This is a genomic window from Fibrobacter sp. UWEL (genome assembly GCF_900142535.1).
Taxonomy (GTDB): domain Bacteria; phylum Fibrobacterota; class Fibrobacteria; order Fibrobacterales; family Fibrobacteraceae; genus Fibrobacter.
In genome coordinates, this window is sequence record NZ_FRBE01000012.1 from 41371 (window position 1) to 55430 (window position 14060).

The 14060-nt window shown below is 48.4% G+C and carries 14 protein-coding genes; 8 read left to right on the forward strand and 6 right to left on the reverse strand.

All coding sequences use genetic code 11. The features are described 5' to 3' along the window. Window positions 1–3: 3 nt before the first annotated feature. A complete protein-coding gene (locus BUB59_RS08970; protein WP_073228820.1) occupies window positions 4–732 on the reverse strand; it encodes a DUF2334 domain-containing protein in 729 nt (242 codons plus the stop codon). Between the two features lie 34 nt (window positions 733–766). On the opposite strand from BUB59_RS08970, the gene BUB59_RS08975 reads away from it, so the two are divergent. After that, window positions 767–1618, forward strand: coding sequence for an undecaprenyl-diphosphate phosphatase (locus BUB59_RS08975; RefSeq protein WP_073228824.1), 852 nt, complete (start codon window positions 767–769; stop codon window positions 1616–1618). Between the two features lie 95 nt (window positions 1619–1713). Here the strand turns inward: BUB59_RS08975 and BUB59_RS08980 are convergent, their stop codons facing one another. Together BUB59_RS08980 and BUB59_RS08985 are read right to left on the reverse strand one after the other, a co-directional pair. Next, entirely contained in the window at window positions 1714–3246 is a 1533-nt protein-coding gene (locus BUB59_RS08980) for a hypothetical protein (RefSeq protein ID WP_073228828.1), read from the reverse strand. Further along, on the reverse strand, window positions 3246–4076 hold the full coding sequence (locus tag BUB59_RS08985; protein WP_073228831.1) for a TIGR02147 family protein: 831 nt from the start codon (window positions 4074–4076) through the stop codon (window positions 3246–3248). Before BUB59_RS08985 ends, BUB59_RS08980 begins: the two co-directional genes overlap by 1 nt. A gap of 424 nt (window positions 4077–4500) precedes the next feature. On the opposite strand from BUB59_RS08985, the gene htpG reads away from it, so the two are divergent. Next, complete coding sequence (gene htpG, locus BUB59_RS08990; RefSeq protein ID WP_073228834.1) at window positions 4501–6384, forward strand: molecular chaperone HtpG; 1884 nt, start codon at window positions 4501–4503, stop codon at window positions 6382–6384. Window positions 6385–6502: 118 nt separating this feature from the next. Here the strand turns inward: htpG and BUB59_RS08995 are convergent, their stop codons facing one another. Continuing rightward, entirely contained in the window at window positions 6503–7339 is an 837-nt protein-coding gene (locus BUB59_RS08995; protein ID WP_073228838.1) for a hypothetical protein, read from the reverse strand. Window positions 7340–7450: 111 nt separating this feature from the next. Here BUB59_RS08995 and BUB59_RS09000 point away from each other — a divergent pair, with 111 nt between their 5' ends. The 4 genes from BUB59_RS09000 (at window position 7451) to guaB (ending at window position 11130) form a co-directional block, all read left to right on the forward strand. Continuing rightward, window positions 7451–8485 (forward strand): hypothetical protein, encoded by a 1035-nt coding sequence (locus BUB59_RS09000; protein ID WP_159433355.1) that lies wholly within the window; start codon window positions 7451–7453, stop codon window positions 8483–8485. Next, window positions 8482–9030: a TlpA disulfide reductase family protein gene (locus BUB59_RS09005; protein ID WP_073228845.1), complete on the forward strand. Its 549-nt coding sequence runs from the start codon at window positions 8482–8484 to the stop codon at window positions 9028–9030. Before BUB59_RS09000 ends, BUB59_RS09005 begins: the two co-directional genes overlap by 4 nt. Window positions 9031–9051: 21 nt before the next feature. After that, window positions 9052–9603: an aminoacyl-tRNA hydrolase gene (pth, locus tag BUB59_RS09010; protein WP_073228849.1), complete on the forward strand. Its 552-nt coding sequence runs from the start codon at window positions 9052–9054 to the stop codon at window positions 9601–9603. Between the two features lie 69 nt (window positions 9604–9672). Beyond that, a complete protein-coding gene (guaB, locus tag BUB59_RS09015; protein ID WP_073228854.1) occupies window positions 9673–11130 on the forward strand; it encodes an IMP dehydrogenase in 1458 nt (485 codons plus the stop codon). Window positions 11131–11284: 154 nt separating this feature from the next. On the opposite strand, the gene BUB59_RS09020 is transcribed toward guaB, so the two are convergent. Both BUB59_RS09020 and BUB59_RS09025 read right to left on the reverse strand, forming a co-directional pair. Further along, window positions 11285–12097, reverse strand: coding sequence for a nucleotidyl transferase AbiEii/AbiGii toxin family protein (locus BUB59_RS09020; RefSeq protein WP_073228856.1), 813 nt, complete (start codon window positions 12095–12097; stop codon window positions 11285–11287). Next, window positions 12094–12675: a type IV toxin-antitoxin system AbiEi family antitoxin domain-containing protein gene (locus BUB59_RS09025; RefSeq protein ID WP_073228859.1), complete on the reverse strand. Its 582-nt coding sequence runs from the start codon at window positions 12673–12675 to the stop codon at window positions 12094–12096. The genes BUB59_RS09020 and BUB59_RS09025 overlap by 4 nt, the downstream gene beginning before the upstream one ends. Window positions 12676–12818: 143 nt before the next feature. Between BUB59_RS09025 and BUB59_RS09030 the strand changes: the two genes are divergently transcribed. Beyond that, a complete protein-coding gene (locus BUB59_RS09030; protein ID WP_143160307.1) occupies window positions 12819–13415 on the forward strand; it encodes a hypothetical protein in 597 nt (198 codons plus the stop codon). Further along, on the forward strand, window positions 13415–14005 hold the full coding sequence (locus BUB59_RS09035) for a hypothetical protein (protein ID WP_073228866.1): 591 nt from the start codon (window positions 13415–13417) through the stop codon (window positions 14003–14005). The genes BUB59_RS09030 and BUB59_RS09035 overlap by 1 nt, the downstream gene beginning before the upstream one ends. Window positions 14006–14060 lie beyond the last annotated feature (55 nt).

Below are 14060 nucleotides of genomic sequence, written 5' to 3' on the forward strand. Positions count from 1 at the left end.
AATTTAAAGATCGCGATAGTAAGAGATTTTACTGGAAAGTCGCGCTAGCTGGATTAACTGGATGATTTCCGTCTTGAGTCTTGGAAAATCACAGGGATGTAATGCGATGCGGGGTCGCCCAAAGGGTAGCTTGAGCATAAGCTTCCCGAATACAAAAGCCAGTTTTTCCATGGAACGTGGAATACCGGCAAAGCTTACTACGGGAGAAAAAATCGGGTTGCCGATGATGGGTTCCAGCGTAAAGCGGGATTCGAACTTCAAATTGGATTTGCGGGCTTGTCCGGAAAGATAGGGATTGCCGTACCAGGTGGGCGGTACAAATGCCGCGGGATGGATTCTCTGGCCTAGGCATTCTCCCTGATTAATCAAGTAGTTCCAGGCTTCGATGCTTCTGTTCAGGACGAGTCGGGATTTGCTCTTGTTAAGGCCTGCAAATTCAGCTTCGTTGTTCGTCATTTTCAGCTGGAAGTGGCCCTTGTAGCTACGGCTGTAGCTCATGTTGGCTTTATGCTGAAAACCATGGAGGGCTAGTTCAAAACCTTCCTGATGGAGCTGCAAAAGAACCTTCTGGAAATCCTTGATTTGGGATTCTGTTGCCCCTCGAACATCGGGGATGACAAGAACGCTACAGGGGGCGCCAGCAACTTCCTTCAGTTCGTGAAGGAGCGGGGTGACTTCCTGGTAGTTCCAAATGCTGTAATCGTGAAAGCAAAGTAGGTACTTGTGGCTCATACAAGCTAAAATAAAAAATTCTATATTTGACGCCATGATCGAATCTATCATTTTAGGCCTGTTGCAGGGCCTCGCTGAATTTCTCCCCATTTCTAGTTCTGGCCATCTGGTTCTTGGCGAAAAGCTCTTGAACATGAAGGAAGCAGGAATGTTCTTTGACATTATGCTTCACGCTGGAACTCTCCTTTCCATCTTTGTCGTGTTCCGCAAGAAGATTGTGGACATGATCGTGGGCTGTATCCGTCGCGATCCGGCTCAGCTAAAGGAAGTTGGCTACATCGTGCTGGCTTCTATCCCCACCGCCATTATCGGCATTGGCTTCAAGAAACCTCTGGAAAGCCTGTTTGAAAATCCCAAGGCAGTTTGCTGCGCTATGCTGTTTACCGCAACCTTGCTGTTTGTCTCCCAGTGGGGCAAGACCGGCAGCAAGCATCCGGATAATGACGGAGTCCAGATGAACTGGTGGCGCGCTCTTGTAACGGGTGTGGTTCAGGGCGTTGCCTGCATCCCCGGCATTAGCCGCAGCGGTTCTACCATCAGTGGCATGATTTTCCTGGGCGTCAACCGTAAGTACGCCGGCGAGTTCAGCTTCCTCATGAGCATTCCCGCTGTGGGCGGTGCTGCCCTCCTGGATTGCATCAAGTGGATCAAGTGCCAGGATCCCGAAACGGTGGCCCGTTATGCGATTGAAAAGCCTGAAAAGGCATTGGCCTGTGCGGACGCTAGCGGTTTCACTCCGGAACTTCTGGTGGGCATGATTGTGGCATTCATCTTTGGTATTATCGCCTTGAAGTGGCTGATGGCCTTTGTTCAGAAGGGTAAGTTCCATTACTTCAGCTACTACCTGTGGGCTGCAGGTATCCTGGGCTTGATCTTTATCAAGTAACACATTCGTCATTCCGAACTAGTTTCGGAATCGACTTTGGCTATAAAAAAGACCGCAACATTTTAATGTTGCGGTCTTTTTAGTATCTAATGTTTTTATTTCAAATCATCTCGGTTAACGCCGTACATTCGAATGTCATCGATCCATATGTCGTGTCCATTCCTTGCAAAGACGGAGAACGTAGTGACCTTGTATTTCACATAGTCCCAGCCGTAGTTTCCAAAGATGGAGTCTGCAGGCGAGAAATCCTGGGGACGAATGGCAATTCTGGACCAACCGGATGTGCAGGCTCCCTTATGCAGGGCCTTAGCTCCTTCGGATGTGGAATCTTTAAGGTCTTCAAGAGCTACATAGAAATCCCCGTCTCCGCGAATCCATAGTTCAAGAGAATCTAATTGGGCCAAGCTTCTTTCGCCGTTAGAAAGGGTTGTTCCAAAGACGGCGTATTCCGGGTCGATTGCTGTGTAGCTAAAGTGGGCGGCTCTTCCTGCGCGACCGCTATCGGCTTGTTCAATGGGGTAGGCAATTGGGTCGTCCGCTGCGGGGGATATGGTGCCGCCCTCGCTTGCGGATTGGTACCAGAAATTCACTGGGATGGGGCTGGGCAAGCCGTTCTGGCGGGTGTCGTATTCAAAGGTTCCCAAGACAAGCGTGTTCAGGGCTTTATACAGGGAGTCGGATGCGCCTTCCCAGACATCGACGGATGTTTCGGCGGCGTCATTCAGTTCAACTAGACTATAATACCCAGCGGTATCGGACAATTCAGAAATTCTCACCTGCAGGATGCCTCTTGCGTTGGTGGAATCCCAGTAAGTCACCTTCATGGGGACAATCTGGTCTTTCTGATTCTGAAGAACCAGGTTCTTTCCGCCATTCTTGATTTGGGCGAAATCCAGGTTGGAGGAATCCAGACGAACGGTCAAGGCCATGGGGCTCTGGAGAGGACGCATCCAGTCGGAAATGTAATCCTTGAGGCTTAATTCCATCACGGTTATGGGTTCCGGAATGGAATCGGAGCCAGAAACGTTCACAAAGGTGACTTCGTCGGGCTTGATCAAAGAAGAAATACTTCCCAAGTCATCCATTTCGACGGAACTTGCAGCGCCGAAGTCCAGATATGCTCCGGAGGGGACGTTTTCCATAAAGAAGCGTCCGGTGGAGTCAGTCTTGACAATGCGGTCCGTGCCGTTGACAAATACCCAGGCGAAAGAATCCCCTTCAGGTAAGTTCACATGTCCCGTGACGCGGCCAGATTTCTGCAGGATGATTTCATCGGAACGTTCGGTAGAATCCTGAACGCTATAGGCGAAAGCACTCAAGAGAGAATCCTTCTGGAATTCGATGAGGAAGTTTCCTGCCTGATGCTTCTCCAGGACGATGTTGCCCTTGGAATCGCTCTGGCCGTAATACAGATAATCTTTGTCAGAAAGTCGCTGGAGGGTGTCTGCCCTGAATTCGCTGGACAGAACCTTATAGGCGACATTTCCTAAAACGGCGCCTTTGGAATCCCTCACCTGGAAGGCGATGGCGTTTTCCGTTTCCGTGGAGTTGCCACCGGCGGTGTCGGTGTTGCCGCAACCCCAAAATACAAGGGGCAGGGTGAAGCATAATGCGTAGATGTACTTCATTAGTCTTCCCCCTTATAGTCTTCAGTGACGGGGAACAAAGCCATATTCAACTGAACTACGCGGGTGGGCGTAGGACATTCGTCGATTCGAATCTGGATTTGTCTGCGAAATTCTTGAAGCATACCTTTAATGTCCTCGACGCAATCTTCGTCGATGGCCATTGTCAATGTAGAAATATCTCGCTGGTTGGGCGGAACTTCTTCAAGAGAAGCCTTGGCTAAGGTCATTACTTGCGCCTGGAACTCGCGGATCGCCTTTGTTTTTTCAGGACCGGCGCTAATGGTCAAGTGGGCGTCTGCCAAATTGACTCGGCCGTGGGCTGCTTTACGGATAAAACCTAAATTTTTTAACAAAGTCAGGCTGTCTTTCACCTGATCCTTGGTTACCTGGGGGCGGAGGTATTTAGCGATGTTTTCGGGGTCAGTTCTTCCCTGGTTGATTTGCAGGAAGGAGCGGACGACGACGGTCCACCATTGCCTGAGGTAGGACAGCTGGTCGTTTTCGATGGAACGACGCTGGATATCCTTCAGCTGGAAAGCCTCTGCCATAAGTCGTTCACGTTCCTTCACCCTCTTGGTGCGGGAGGCTGCTAACAGCAGGTCGAAATATTGGGAGGCTCGCCCTGTAAGGCCAAGACATTTTTTAGCCGCGGGAGCACACCTTACAGGAAGATGAAGCTTTTTTTCTAGAACGCAAAAAAGGGAACTTGGTGAAATATCCAGTTTCTTGCCGAACATCTGATAAGAGAAAAAGGGGTGTTCCTTCTTTTTCTCTTCATAATAGAGTTTCAAATAATCACGGTAGTCCGAAAATTCAAAAATCGAATTCATAACTTCACCAAACAGATATTCAAATAATACTCTTTTCTAAATAAAATTGAGTGGCTAATGGGCAAAATTAGCCACCCAATGTGTCCGGGAACACTCCGAACCCGGATTCTTTACAGACTGGGAACTAAAACAGGAGTAATCCTTACGCGAACCAAACGTTCCCTTTGCCCTCTGTAAAAACACAGATCTTTTATACCATGAAATATATCTTTGATTCCTTGCCTAAAAAAGTAGGGGAAGAACACTTATCGTTTGTAATTTGCAAACGGCATGACGGATTCATCCCATTTCCTCCTTTGTGCTTTAACCTTTCTACTCTCCGCTAATTGGCACGGTTCTTGCATTTATACCTGCGAAAACAAAGAAAAATACAGAAAATGTTTCAAACTGAAACACTTTACTGTTTAAAATGGAGACAAATATAATGGCAACTGAAAAAATGGAGTTCCAAACTGAAGTTCGCGACATGCTGAACTTGATGATCAACTCTCTTTATAGCAACAAGGAAATCTTCCTCCGTGAACTGGTTTCTAACGCTGCTGACGCATTGGATAAGCGTCGTTTCCTTTCTCTCTCTAACGCAGATTTGCTGCCCCAGGGCACTCAGCTTCGCATCGACATTGATGTGAACAAGGAACAGAAGAAGCTGACCATTACCGATAACGGTATCGGTATGAACAAGGAAGACTTGATCAACTGCCTGGGTACCATCGCCCGTTCCGGCACCAAGAACTTCATCAAGAATCTCAAGGACTCCGACAAGGCTAGCGTTGATCTCATCGGTCAGTTCGGCGTGGGATTCTACTCCATCTTTATGGTGGCCAAGAAGGTTGAAGTTTTGACCCTGAAGGCTGGTGAAAGCCAGGGTTATTTGTGGACCTCCGAAGGTACCGGCGAATTTGAAATTACTGAATGCCCCCGTAACGATGTGGGCACCAAGATTACCCTGTACCTGAAGGATGACGAAGATTCCGAAGAATTTACCAGCGAATGGAAGATCAAGGATATCGTCAAGAAGTACAGCGGTTTCGTAAACTATGGCATCTATTTCCATCCGGAACAGACCACCAACGACAAGGGCGAAATCGAAGTTAAGGAAGAAGAAAAGCTTAACGACAAGACCGCTCTGTGGCGCCAGTCCGAAAAGGAAGTGAAGGAAGAAGAATACAAGGAATTCTACAACGTGATTTGCCACGATGGTGGCGAACCCGCTTGCTGGAACCACAACCATGCTGAAGGTTCCCTGGAATTCTGGAGCCTGGTCTATATTCCGTCCAAGGCTCCCTACAACATTTGGCAGAACGACGCCCTCCATGGCTTGAAGCTCTACGTGAAGAAGACCTTCATCATGGACGATTGCAAGGACTTGCTGCCGCCTTGGCTCCGCTTTGTTCGCGGCGTGGTAGAATCCGAAGATCTGCCCCTGAACGTTAGCCGTGAAATTTTGCAGTCCAACAAGATTGTTACTGCAATCCGCAAGAACGTGATCAAGAAGACTTTGGAAGCCTTGCAGAACATGTCCAAGGACGAAGACAAGTACAACGCCTGGTGGAAGGAACTGGGCATGGTCCTTAAGGAAGGCTTCTACATGAACTGGGAACATCTTGATGAACTGAAGAAGCTGATCCGCTTCGAAAGCACCAAGACTGAAGAAGGCAAGCTTGTTAGCCTGCAGCAGTATGTAGATAACATGCCGGAAGGCCAGAAGGAAATCTACTACCTCATTGGCGACAAGAACGCCGTGAAGTCCAACCCTATGCTTGAAGCTTTCAAGGCCAAGGGCTACGAAGTGCTCCTCATGAGCGATGGCATCGATGAATTCATGATGTCCAGCCTTACCGAATTCGGCGATAAGAAGTTCCACGACATCTCCCGCGGTGACGTTGACTTCGACAAGACCGAAGACGAAAAGAAGGCTGAAGAAGAAAACAAGGGCATCTTCAAGGGTCTTTGCGAAAACCTCCAGAAGGCTCTGGACGAAAGCATTTCTGAAGTCCGCGTGTCTAGCCGTCTGAAGGACAGCCCCTGCTGCCTCGTCACCAGCGAAGATGCCATGAGCGCCCAGATGGAACGCATGATGAAGGCCATGGGCCAGACCAACGTTCCTAAGTCCAAGCGTATTCTTGAAATCAACCCGACGCACCCCATTTGCGAAATGCTGAAGGCCAAGGCTGAAGCTAACGCCGACCTGGGCGATTGGCCCAAGGCTCTCTACGGTCAGGCTCTCCTGGCTGAAGGTAGCCCGCTGCCCAACCCGGCTGAATACGTTGCTGCGATTACAAAACTGCTCACTGCTGCTGCTAAATAATCGACGTCATTCTGGAGGGCCCATAGGCCCGATAGAATCCAGTGAAAGGAATCTAAAAACGCAAAAAAATCCTGCGATGAACTCGCAGGATTTTTTTGTGTTTAAATACGTAACCTTGTTACTTGCGGATCTTCAAGGTAGAGATTTTCTTGGAAGCCTTCTTGGACTTCTTCAGGGAGAAAATGCTGCCATCTTCTTCATCGTCGCCCATAAGATCGCTCAAGCTCGTTTTGCAGGCTTCCTGGAATTCTTCGTACATTTCTGCACGAGCTTCGCTGGTGACGTACTTGGTGACGGTTGTTTCCTTACGAATCAGTTTGGAACCTTCGCAGCGAGCTTCTACGATGGTTTCTTCGTCCAGTTCTTCATCGTCTTCTTCAAGAGCTTCCTTACAGGTCTTTTCGGTAAGGAGATCTGCAGTGGATTCGTCTACGGTGGTTACGGTAGTTCCGTCAAAGGTCACGGTAGATTTTGAAACGGCGCTGGTGAAGCCCATGTCGAAGGTGACGTTCATGATCCATTCATCATCGTTCAGTTCGCCGGAACAGCTGTTTTCGAATTCCGGTTCGGATTCCATTGCTTCAAAGAGCTTTACAATGACTTCTACGTATTCTTCCTTGGTCATGCCCATTTCTTCAAGAGCCTTGTTCAGATCTTCCTGGGGAACCTTGTCCAAAGCGGCGATGATGTCTTCCTTGGTCATGTTGGACGGATCCATATCACCAAAATCGAAATCTAGACCGAGGTCTTCGCTGGATATTGCGGTGGAAGAACTGGACTTGTTGTCCTTTGCAGCAGAGTTGCTGGAAGTGGGAACCTTGTTGTCGTCATCCTTAACGACGCTGGAACCATTGTCGCCACTGGGTGCTGCGGGGGAAGAGCTGTCGTCATCGCAGGCGGTGAGACCGAATGCTGCAACCAGAGCGACTGCACAACCAAACTTCTTGAAATTCATATGTTCTCCTTTGATTATTTTCACATGTAATGTAATTTGCAAAGAAATATACTAATACAAATGCCTAAAAGTTCTATTTTTGTTACAAACTTCCTAATGAAGGTGTTTTTCATGGATTTTATCAAGGCTTTTTTAGTTTTTTCGTCAATGGCCGTGCTTGCCGCCTGTGCGGGAAGTGGTTCTAATACTGAACCCGCTGTTGCACAGGAGCCTGTAAAGACAATTTCCTTGAATAAGTTCGTCTGTCCGGAAGATCAGTCTTATATCCGTGGGGAAGGTATTGGTAATTCTGCAGATGAAGCTTTGGTGCTTGCTCAGAGACAAATCGCCAATCGCATTCAGTCTACGGTGGAATCCAGCTCGAACTTAAAACGCGTTCAGTCTGAAGATGATAAGGGTCGTGAGGCTGTTTCCTCTAGCTATGAAGTGAACTCCCTGGTTTATTCCCGTCTGGAAAATGCCCAGGCTGCTCGTCAGGTGGGCAAGGTTGAAGCGGATGGTAGGGTAGGTGTGGTGGCTTGCATGTCTATTGAGCATGCCATGGCTCCCTTCAGGAATGATTACATTGGCGGCTCGGTTGATGTGATTACAAAGGGTGCTATCTTTGAAAATGAAAAGCACCCTCTTACCAGATTGGCTGCATTTGATTCCGCAAAGGTATCTTATGCAAAGATGGTTGCCGCCCGTGAAGTGATGGATATGTTCCATTACAAAACCTACGAAAACAACACGGTTAATGTGGATTCCATTTATAAAAATCTTGTCGAAGTTTATCGCGACTTTAGATCCCACTATGCCTTCTACTATAACGCGGGTAACGGCGGTGAAGGGGAACGAGCTATCTTTGGCCGTCTTTCCCAGAAGTATCATGTTGTGGCTGGTGAATGTCAGGGTGGGGTTCTGCTTGCTGTGAATGCTACTGAACCGGATTGCAAGGACGGAAGTTTTGGGACGACTTGCTCTTCTATGCTCACTCTTACGGGATCATCCTGCGGGGGCGAAAGTTATTTTGTTCAAAAGACCATGGTTAAGGGTACAGGAAAGTATGGCAGGGATGAAGCTATTGGTCGCCTTGTTCAGAATATTGCCGATGGAGAATGGTTTACCTTGTGGACCAAGGTTCTTGACCAGTGGAACGTGAAATGAGAAAGTTTTTTAGTGTTTTGATTTTGGCTCTTGCGTCGGTTGCCTTTGCCCAGTCCGAGTCTTTGACCGCTCAGCTGATGCTACCCAGTGCAATCAAGGATTCCTTGCCGTGGTTTGCCGTACGTGAAATCAATGAGGCCAGTTCTCCTTTTACCAAGGTTTTCCTGTCCAGGGAAACTGCAAAGGCGGAACGTACTGCTCTGGTCTTTTTTGCTACCTGGTGCAATCCCTGCAAGGCTGGCATTAAGCGTTTAGCAAACGCCCAGGCGGAATTGAAGGAACATAAGGTCAATGTAATCCTGGTAAACATCGGCGTTCGAGAAGTGGAAGAAAAGAAAATCCGCTCTTGGGTCAATAGTATTGGCGCAGGTACCTTCAAGTTGATTATCGATCCCTTCAAGGTCATGACCGAAGGCTTTGGACTTGTGGGTAAGTCTGGTGAAATCGCGCTGCCTAAGACTCTGGTCGTGGACCAGAAGATGAAACCTGTAAAGCTCCTTGGACAAGAAGGATCTGATTGGCCTCAGATTCTTTGGGAAGACTAGTCATTAAAAAAGTAGGTTGTTATGTACTTAATCGTTGGTCTTGGAAATCCTGGCACTCAGTATGCCAATACGCATCATAACGCAGGCTTTATGGCTGTGGAAAAATTGGCAAATTCTGATGACTGGAAATCTGAACACAAGGCCTTGACTCAGAAGGTGACCATCGGTGGTCAGGAATGCCTGCTGGCAAAGCCTCAGACCTATATGAACCTGTCTGGGGAATCCGTTCAGGCCTTGATGACCTGGTACAAGATTAAGCCGGAACAACTGCTTGTGTTTAGCGATGACATTAATTTGGATGTAGGTCGTATTCGTTGCCGCGCCAATGGTAGCCACGGTGGTCAGAACGGCCTCCGCAACATTATTGAAAAGATTGGCGACAAGTTCCCTCGCATCCGTTTCGGCGTGGGCAAGTGTCCACCAAAATTTGACCTCAGCAACTGGGTGTTGGCTAAGTTCCCTCCTGAAGATCGCCCTGTTTTTGACGAAGCCCTGGAGAAGGTGAAGCCTTTGGTGGAGTGCTACTTCAAATTTGGCATTGAAAAGTGCATGGAACGCTATAATGGAAAGTGACCGCTGGTCACTTTTTTTCTATATATGTATTGCAAAAAGAACCGATAATATCTCCAAAAGAGGTCTATTATGAAAATTTTGCCCGAAGCATTAACTTTTGATGACGTTCTTCTTGTGCCTGCAGAATCTTCTGTTCTGCCGTCCCAGACTGACGTTTCTACTCAGCTCGCTGCAAATATCAAGCTTAACATCCCTGTGATTAGTGCTGCTATGGATACCGTTACCACGGCTCCTCTCGCTATTTCTATTGCACTCCAGGGCGGCCTTGGCATTATCCATAAGAACATGTCCATCGAAGAACAGGCCGAAGAAGTTCGCAAGGTCAAGCGCTGGCAGTCCGGTATCGTTACCAATCCGGTGACCCTGGACGCAGACGAACCTGTGTCTGCAGCTTTCGAAATGCGTGCTCGCAACAAGATCAGCGGTTTCCCCATCTTGTCTAAGGGTAAGCTGGTTGGTATGCTCACCAGCCGCGACCTCCGCACCATTACCGACTACAATGTGAAGATTTCCAAGGTCATGACCAAGAATCCGGTCACCGCTTCTCCCAAGATTTCCCTGGCAAAGGCCAAGGAACTTCTGGCTGAAAAGCGTATTGAAAAGCTCCCGCTGGTTGATGCCAACGGCGTGCTCAAGGGCCTTATCACCATGACCGACATTCTGAAGCGCGAAAACAACCCCTCCGCAAGCCTGGACAAGAATGGCCAGTTGCTGGTAGGTGCTGCTGTTAGCACTTCTGCAAACACTTTGGAACGCGTTGCCGCTCTCGTTGAAGCTGGCGTTGACCTGCTGGTCATCGATACCGCTCACGGCCACCACATCGGTGTCCGCAACATGGTGAAGACCGTTCGTAAGAAGTATCCCAAGCTCACCATCTGCGGTGGTAACGTCTGCACTCCGGAAGCTGTTACTGAACTTGCCAAGTGCGGTGCAAACATCGTTAAGGTGGGTATCGGTCCCGGCTCCATCTGCACCACCCGTATCGTGGCTGGCGTAGGTTACCCGCAGTTCTCCGCAATCGTTGAATGCGGTAAGGCCGCTCGCAAGGCTGGCGTCAAGATTATCGCTGACGGTGGTCTCAAGTTCTCTGGCGACATCGTGAAGGCTCTGGCCGCTGGTGGTCACGCTGTAATGATCGGTTCTATGTTCGCAGGTACCGAAGAAGCTCCGGGCGAAGTGATCCTCGCTGATGGCCGTAGCTTCAAGAGCTACCGCGGTATGGGCTCTCTGGGTGCCATGGCTGCAGGTTCTGCAGACCGTTACTTCCAGGGTGGCGTCAAGGAACCCCGCAAGTTCGTTCCGGAAGGTATCGAAGGCCGCGTCCCGTACAAGGGCCCCCTCCGCGACACTATCTACCAGATCATCGGTGGTATCCATTCCGCAATGGGCTACGCAGGTGCTGCAAACCTGGAAGACCTGTACAAGAAGGCTACCTTCGTTCGCATCACTGGCGCTGGTCTCCGTGAATCTCATCCGCACGATGTGACCATCACCAAGGAAGCCCCGAACTACCGTTCCGAAGGCTAATTAATGCGTGAACGTCGCAGGCATTAACCGCCCGCGAATGGACATGTCATCCCGAGCGCAGCGCCGAAGGCGCGAAGCCGAGGGATCTAGTAATTAAAAGTCCCGCTGCAGTTTAGAGACTGCCGCGGGATTTTTTCGTTATTGCTAAAATGAGTTAAGCTTCAAGACGGTCGTTGGTGATGCTTACGAAAAATTCAGGACTCCACAGATCCAGCTTTCGCTGGTCGTTTATAAACTTGGATACATCGTTCTTGGCGTCCACAAAGTCTATCGTCTCAAATCTTTCACAGAGCATTTGTTTTAGTTTATCTATAGTCAGCTCGCCCTGCTGCGTAGCTTGCCAGTGACCGCTTTGCTCCAGACGATTTTGCAAGTGGTTCAGGTTCACCCTGATGCCTTTGGATAAATACCACACGTAATCGTAAAAGTCTCGCCCCTTTACGCGGTTCTGCCAGGCTCTGCAAAGTACCGCATGGAGCTTTCCCGCAAACAGGGATGGCTCGTCGTGCAGTCGCACTGCGAAGGGCGAGGGGAGTAGGGCGTACTTATTCTGGTATGAGGCTCCTGCGGGGGGATTGGTGTCCACCTCAAATTTTATTTTCAAAGTTTCGTTATTGGGTACTCGTACGAGTGGCGTTGCCTTTAGCGTCCAATGATTTTTGGATTTTGCTTCAATGGTAATTTCAAAGCCTGTGGCTTCCAGTTCATCCTTCAATGCAGAAAAATACTTGGTCAAGTCAAATTCTGCATCAGGAGCTTTCAAGGAAAAATCCATGTCTTCGGAAAAACGGTCCAGCCCATAGAATATGCGAAGCGCAGTTCCTCCATAGAATGCTGCCTTCTCGAAAAATCCACCACGGGACAGACCACATAACGCGACTTCCTGGATGATTTCTTTTAGAGCGTTTCGGTAATCTACAACATTCTTGCAGTTGTATTTTGCAAGCATACTTTCGATAGCGTTCATGGTTCCCTCATTCTAGTCAGAAGTTGCAGGTTCCTTTTGGTGTATAGCGCGGCAAGGCTAAACAGCTTGTCCTTATCCAAGTTGTTGAAAACGTCCTTATCAATACGGAGGTCTTCGAACATTAGGGTCTGTAAAGCCTTGATGCTTCCCACGGGGCGTTCCTTGTATAAGGTATCGCAAAGTGCTTTTTCGGGAAGTGCGACCTGGAAAACTTGCCCATTTTCTTCTTCCAAAGTAACCTCGTGCGGGTACGCTAAAGCGGGTATGTCGCTGTAGCTGAACGTCCCAAAAGGGGTCTCGTATGTTTTGTTCTTGCCTTTGCGATATGTGGCGGAGGTAATGGTTGATACGCGCTCGGGAATGAGCCCATAACGAGATAGAGCGTATTCAAAAGAAATGTAAGAAGGACCATAGATTGCTCCTGCCAACAGGTACGGCGGCGTTGAACGGTCTTCTTCGTAAAGCCCGCGAATGACCTTGATCAGCTCGCCCTTTTTGACCATTTGCTTGAGCTTGATGTCGGGCTGCTTATATTCGCAAGACAGTTTTTCTAGTATTTCCCATGACCTAAAATGCATTAGTTTTCTCCAGTAACTATAAAAATAATATAGTTATTGGAGGAAATCAAGTATTTTTGATATAAATAAGTATACGTGAATGCTGATTGTTTTTTGTTCGTTTTTTTTACATTTGTAACGCGACAATAACATTTGTGGGTTATATGAGAGGTTTATTTTATTCGGGGCTGTTCTTGCTGGTTGCCGCTTGCCTAACGTCCTGCTTGGTTGTTGATAGCGGTGACGATCCCGAAGTTGTGGGGACCGCATACAGCAAGCTTGTGGGCTGCTGGGTGAATAACGCACCTTTGTGCGAAGAATGTGCAAAGATTGCCTGTAGGGAAATTTGTTTTAGGGAAGACACCTCGTTTACCTATGTTTCCAATGTCTCCGACTCCGTTGCGGAAGTCTATGGTAAATTTACGGATGATGGCGTCGTTGACAAATTCGGACTTGTTAAACGGATGCGAAGTCTTCGTGCTGTTGGTGCTGACCATATCCGTAATTACAAAGGGAGTGGCCAGTTTTACGCTTCTGTGGAAAATGGCTCCTTAAAGATTCCGGATATTTCGTTCTATTTTTATGAAGATGAATTTTCTGGAAAGGTTGGGGGACAATCCGTTCATTTTTATAGCGGAGAGTCTTATCTTGATGCCACCTTTGTGACTTACGGGCGAACCGCTGATCCGTCTGAATGCGGTATATTCGGAACGTTCATCCACCTCGATGCCGCTGCGGCAAGCGTAATGGAGGAAAAGTGATGAACCGCTTTTTGATGATTGCCCTGTTTGCTGTTTCCTGCGCGATTGCTCAAGAGGATTTGGCATCTAAGTCACGTTTTGTTGTGCAGACTGAAATTGCCTATTCTGTGATGGACGTTCATAGAAATGGCATGGTTTATGACGAAATGAGTTATACGGGCAATGGGGATTTCTGGCTGCAGTTTGGTCGAGAATTTCGATTCGCAAAGCATTTCTCCTGGACCCCTTCTGTGGGTATCAACCGCAATGGCTGGGATTTCACTCTCTACAGTCACGAAGGGAAAATGTCCTACATTGACCCCTTTGTAGCGGCGTCCATCAATGCCCATCCCTTTGGCATGGGATACGTTGATTTTGGCTTCAGGTATGGTCGCCCCACCTACTGCTTCGGCGAATTGGATGGCGAAAAGACTACCGATGACGAAGGTTGGTTTGCCGCCTATAGCGTGGAAGGCTTTGCCCATCTAGGCGTCGATTTTAAGGAACACTTCAGGGCAGGCGCTGTCACTCGCCTGACTATGATGGACGGTGAAGCAGAGCCCCACATTGATATGTTCCATGTGGGAGTGTTTGCCTCTTATCTGTTCTAGGACTAACAAATCCAGTCTCGTAGAGACTGGATTTGTTCATTGATGGATATGTTGG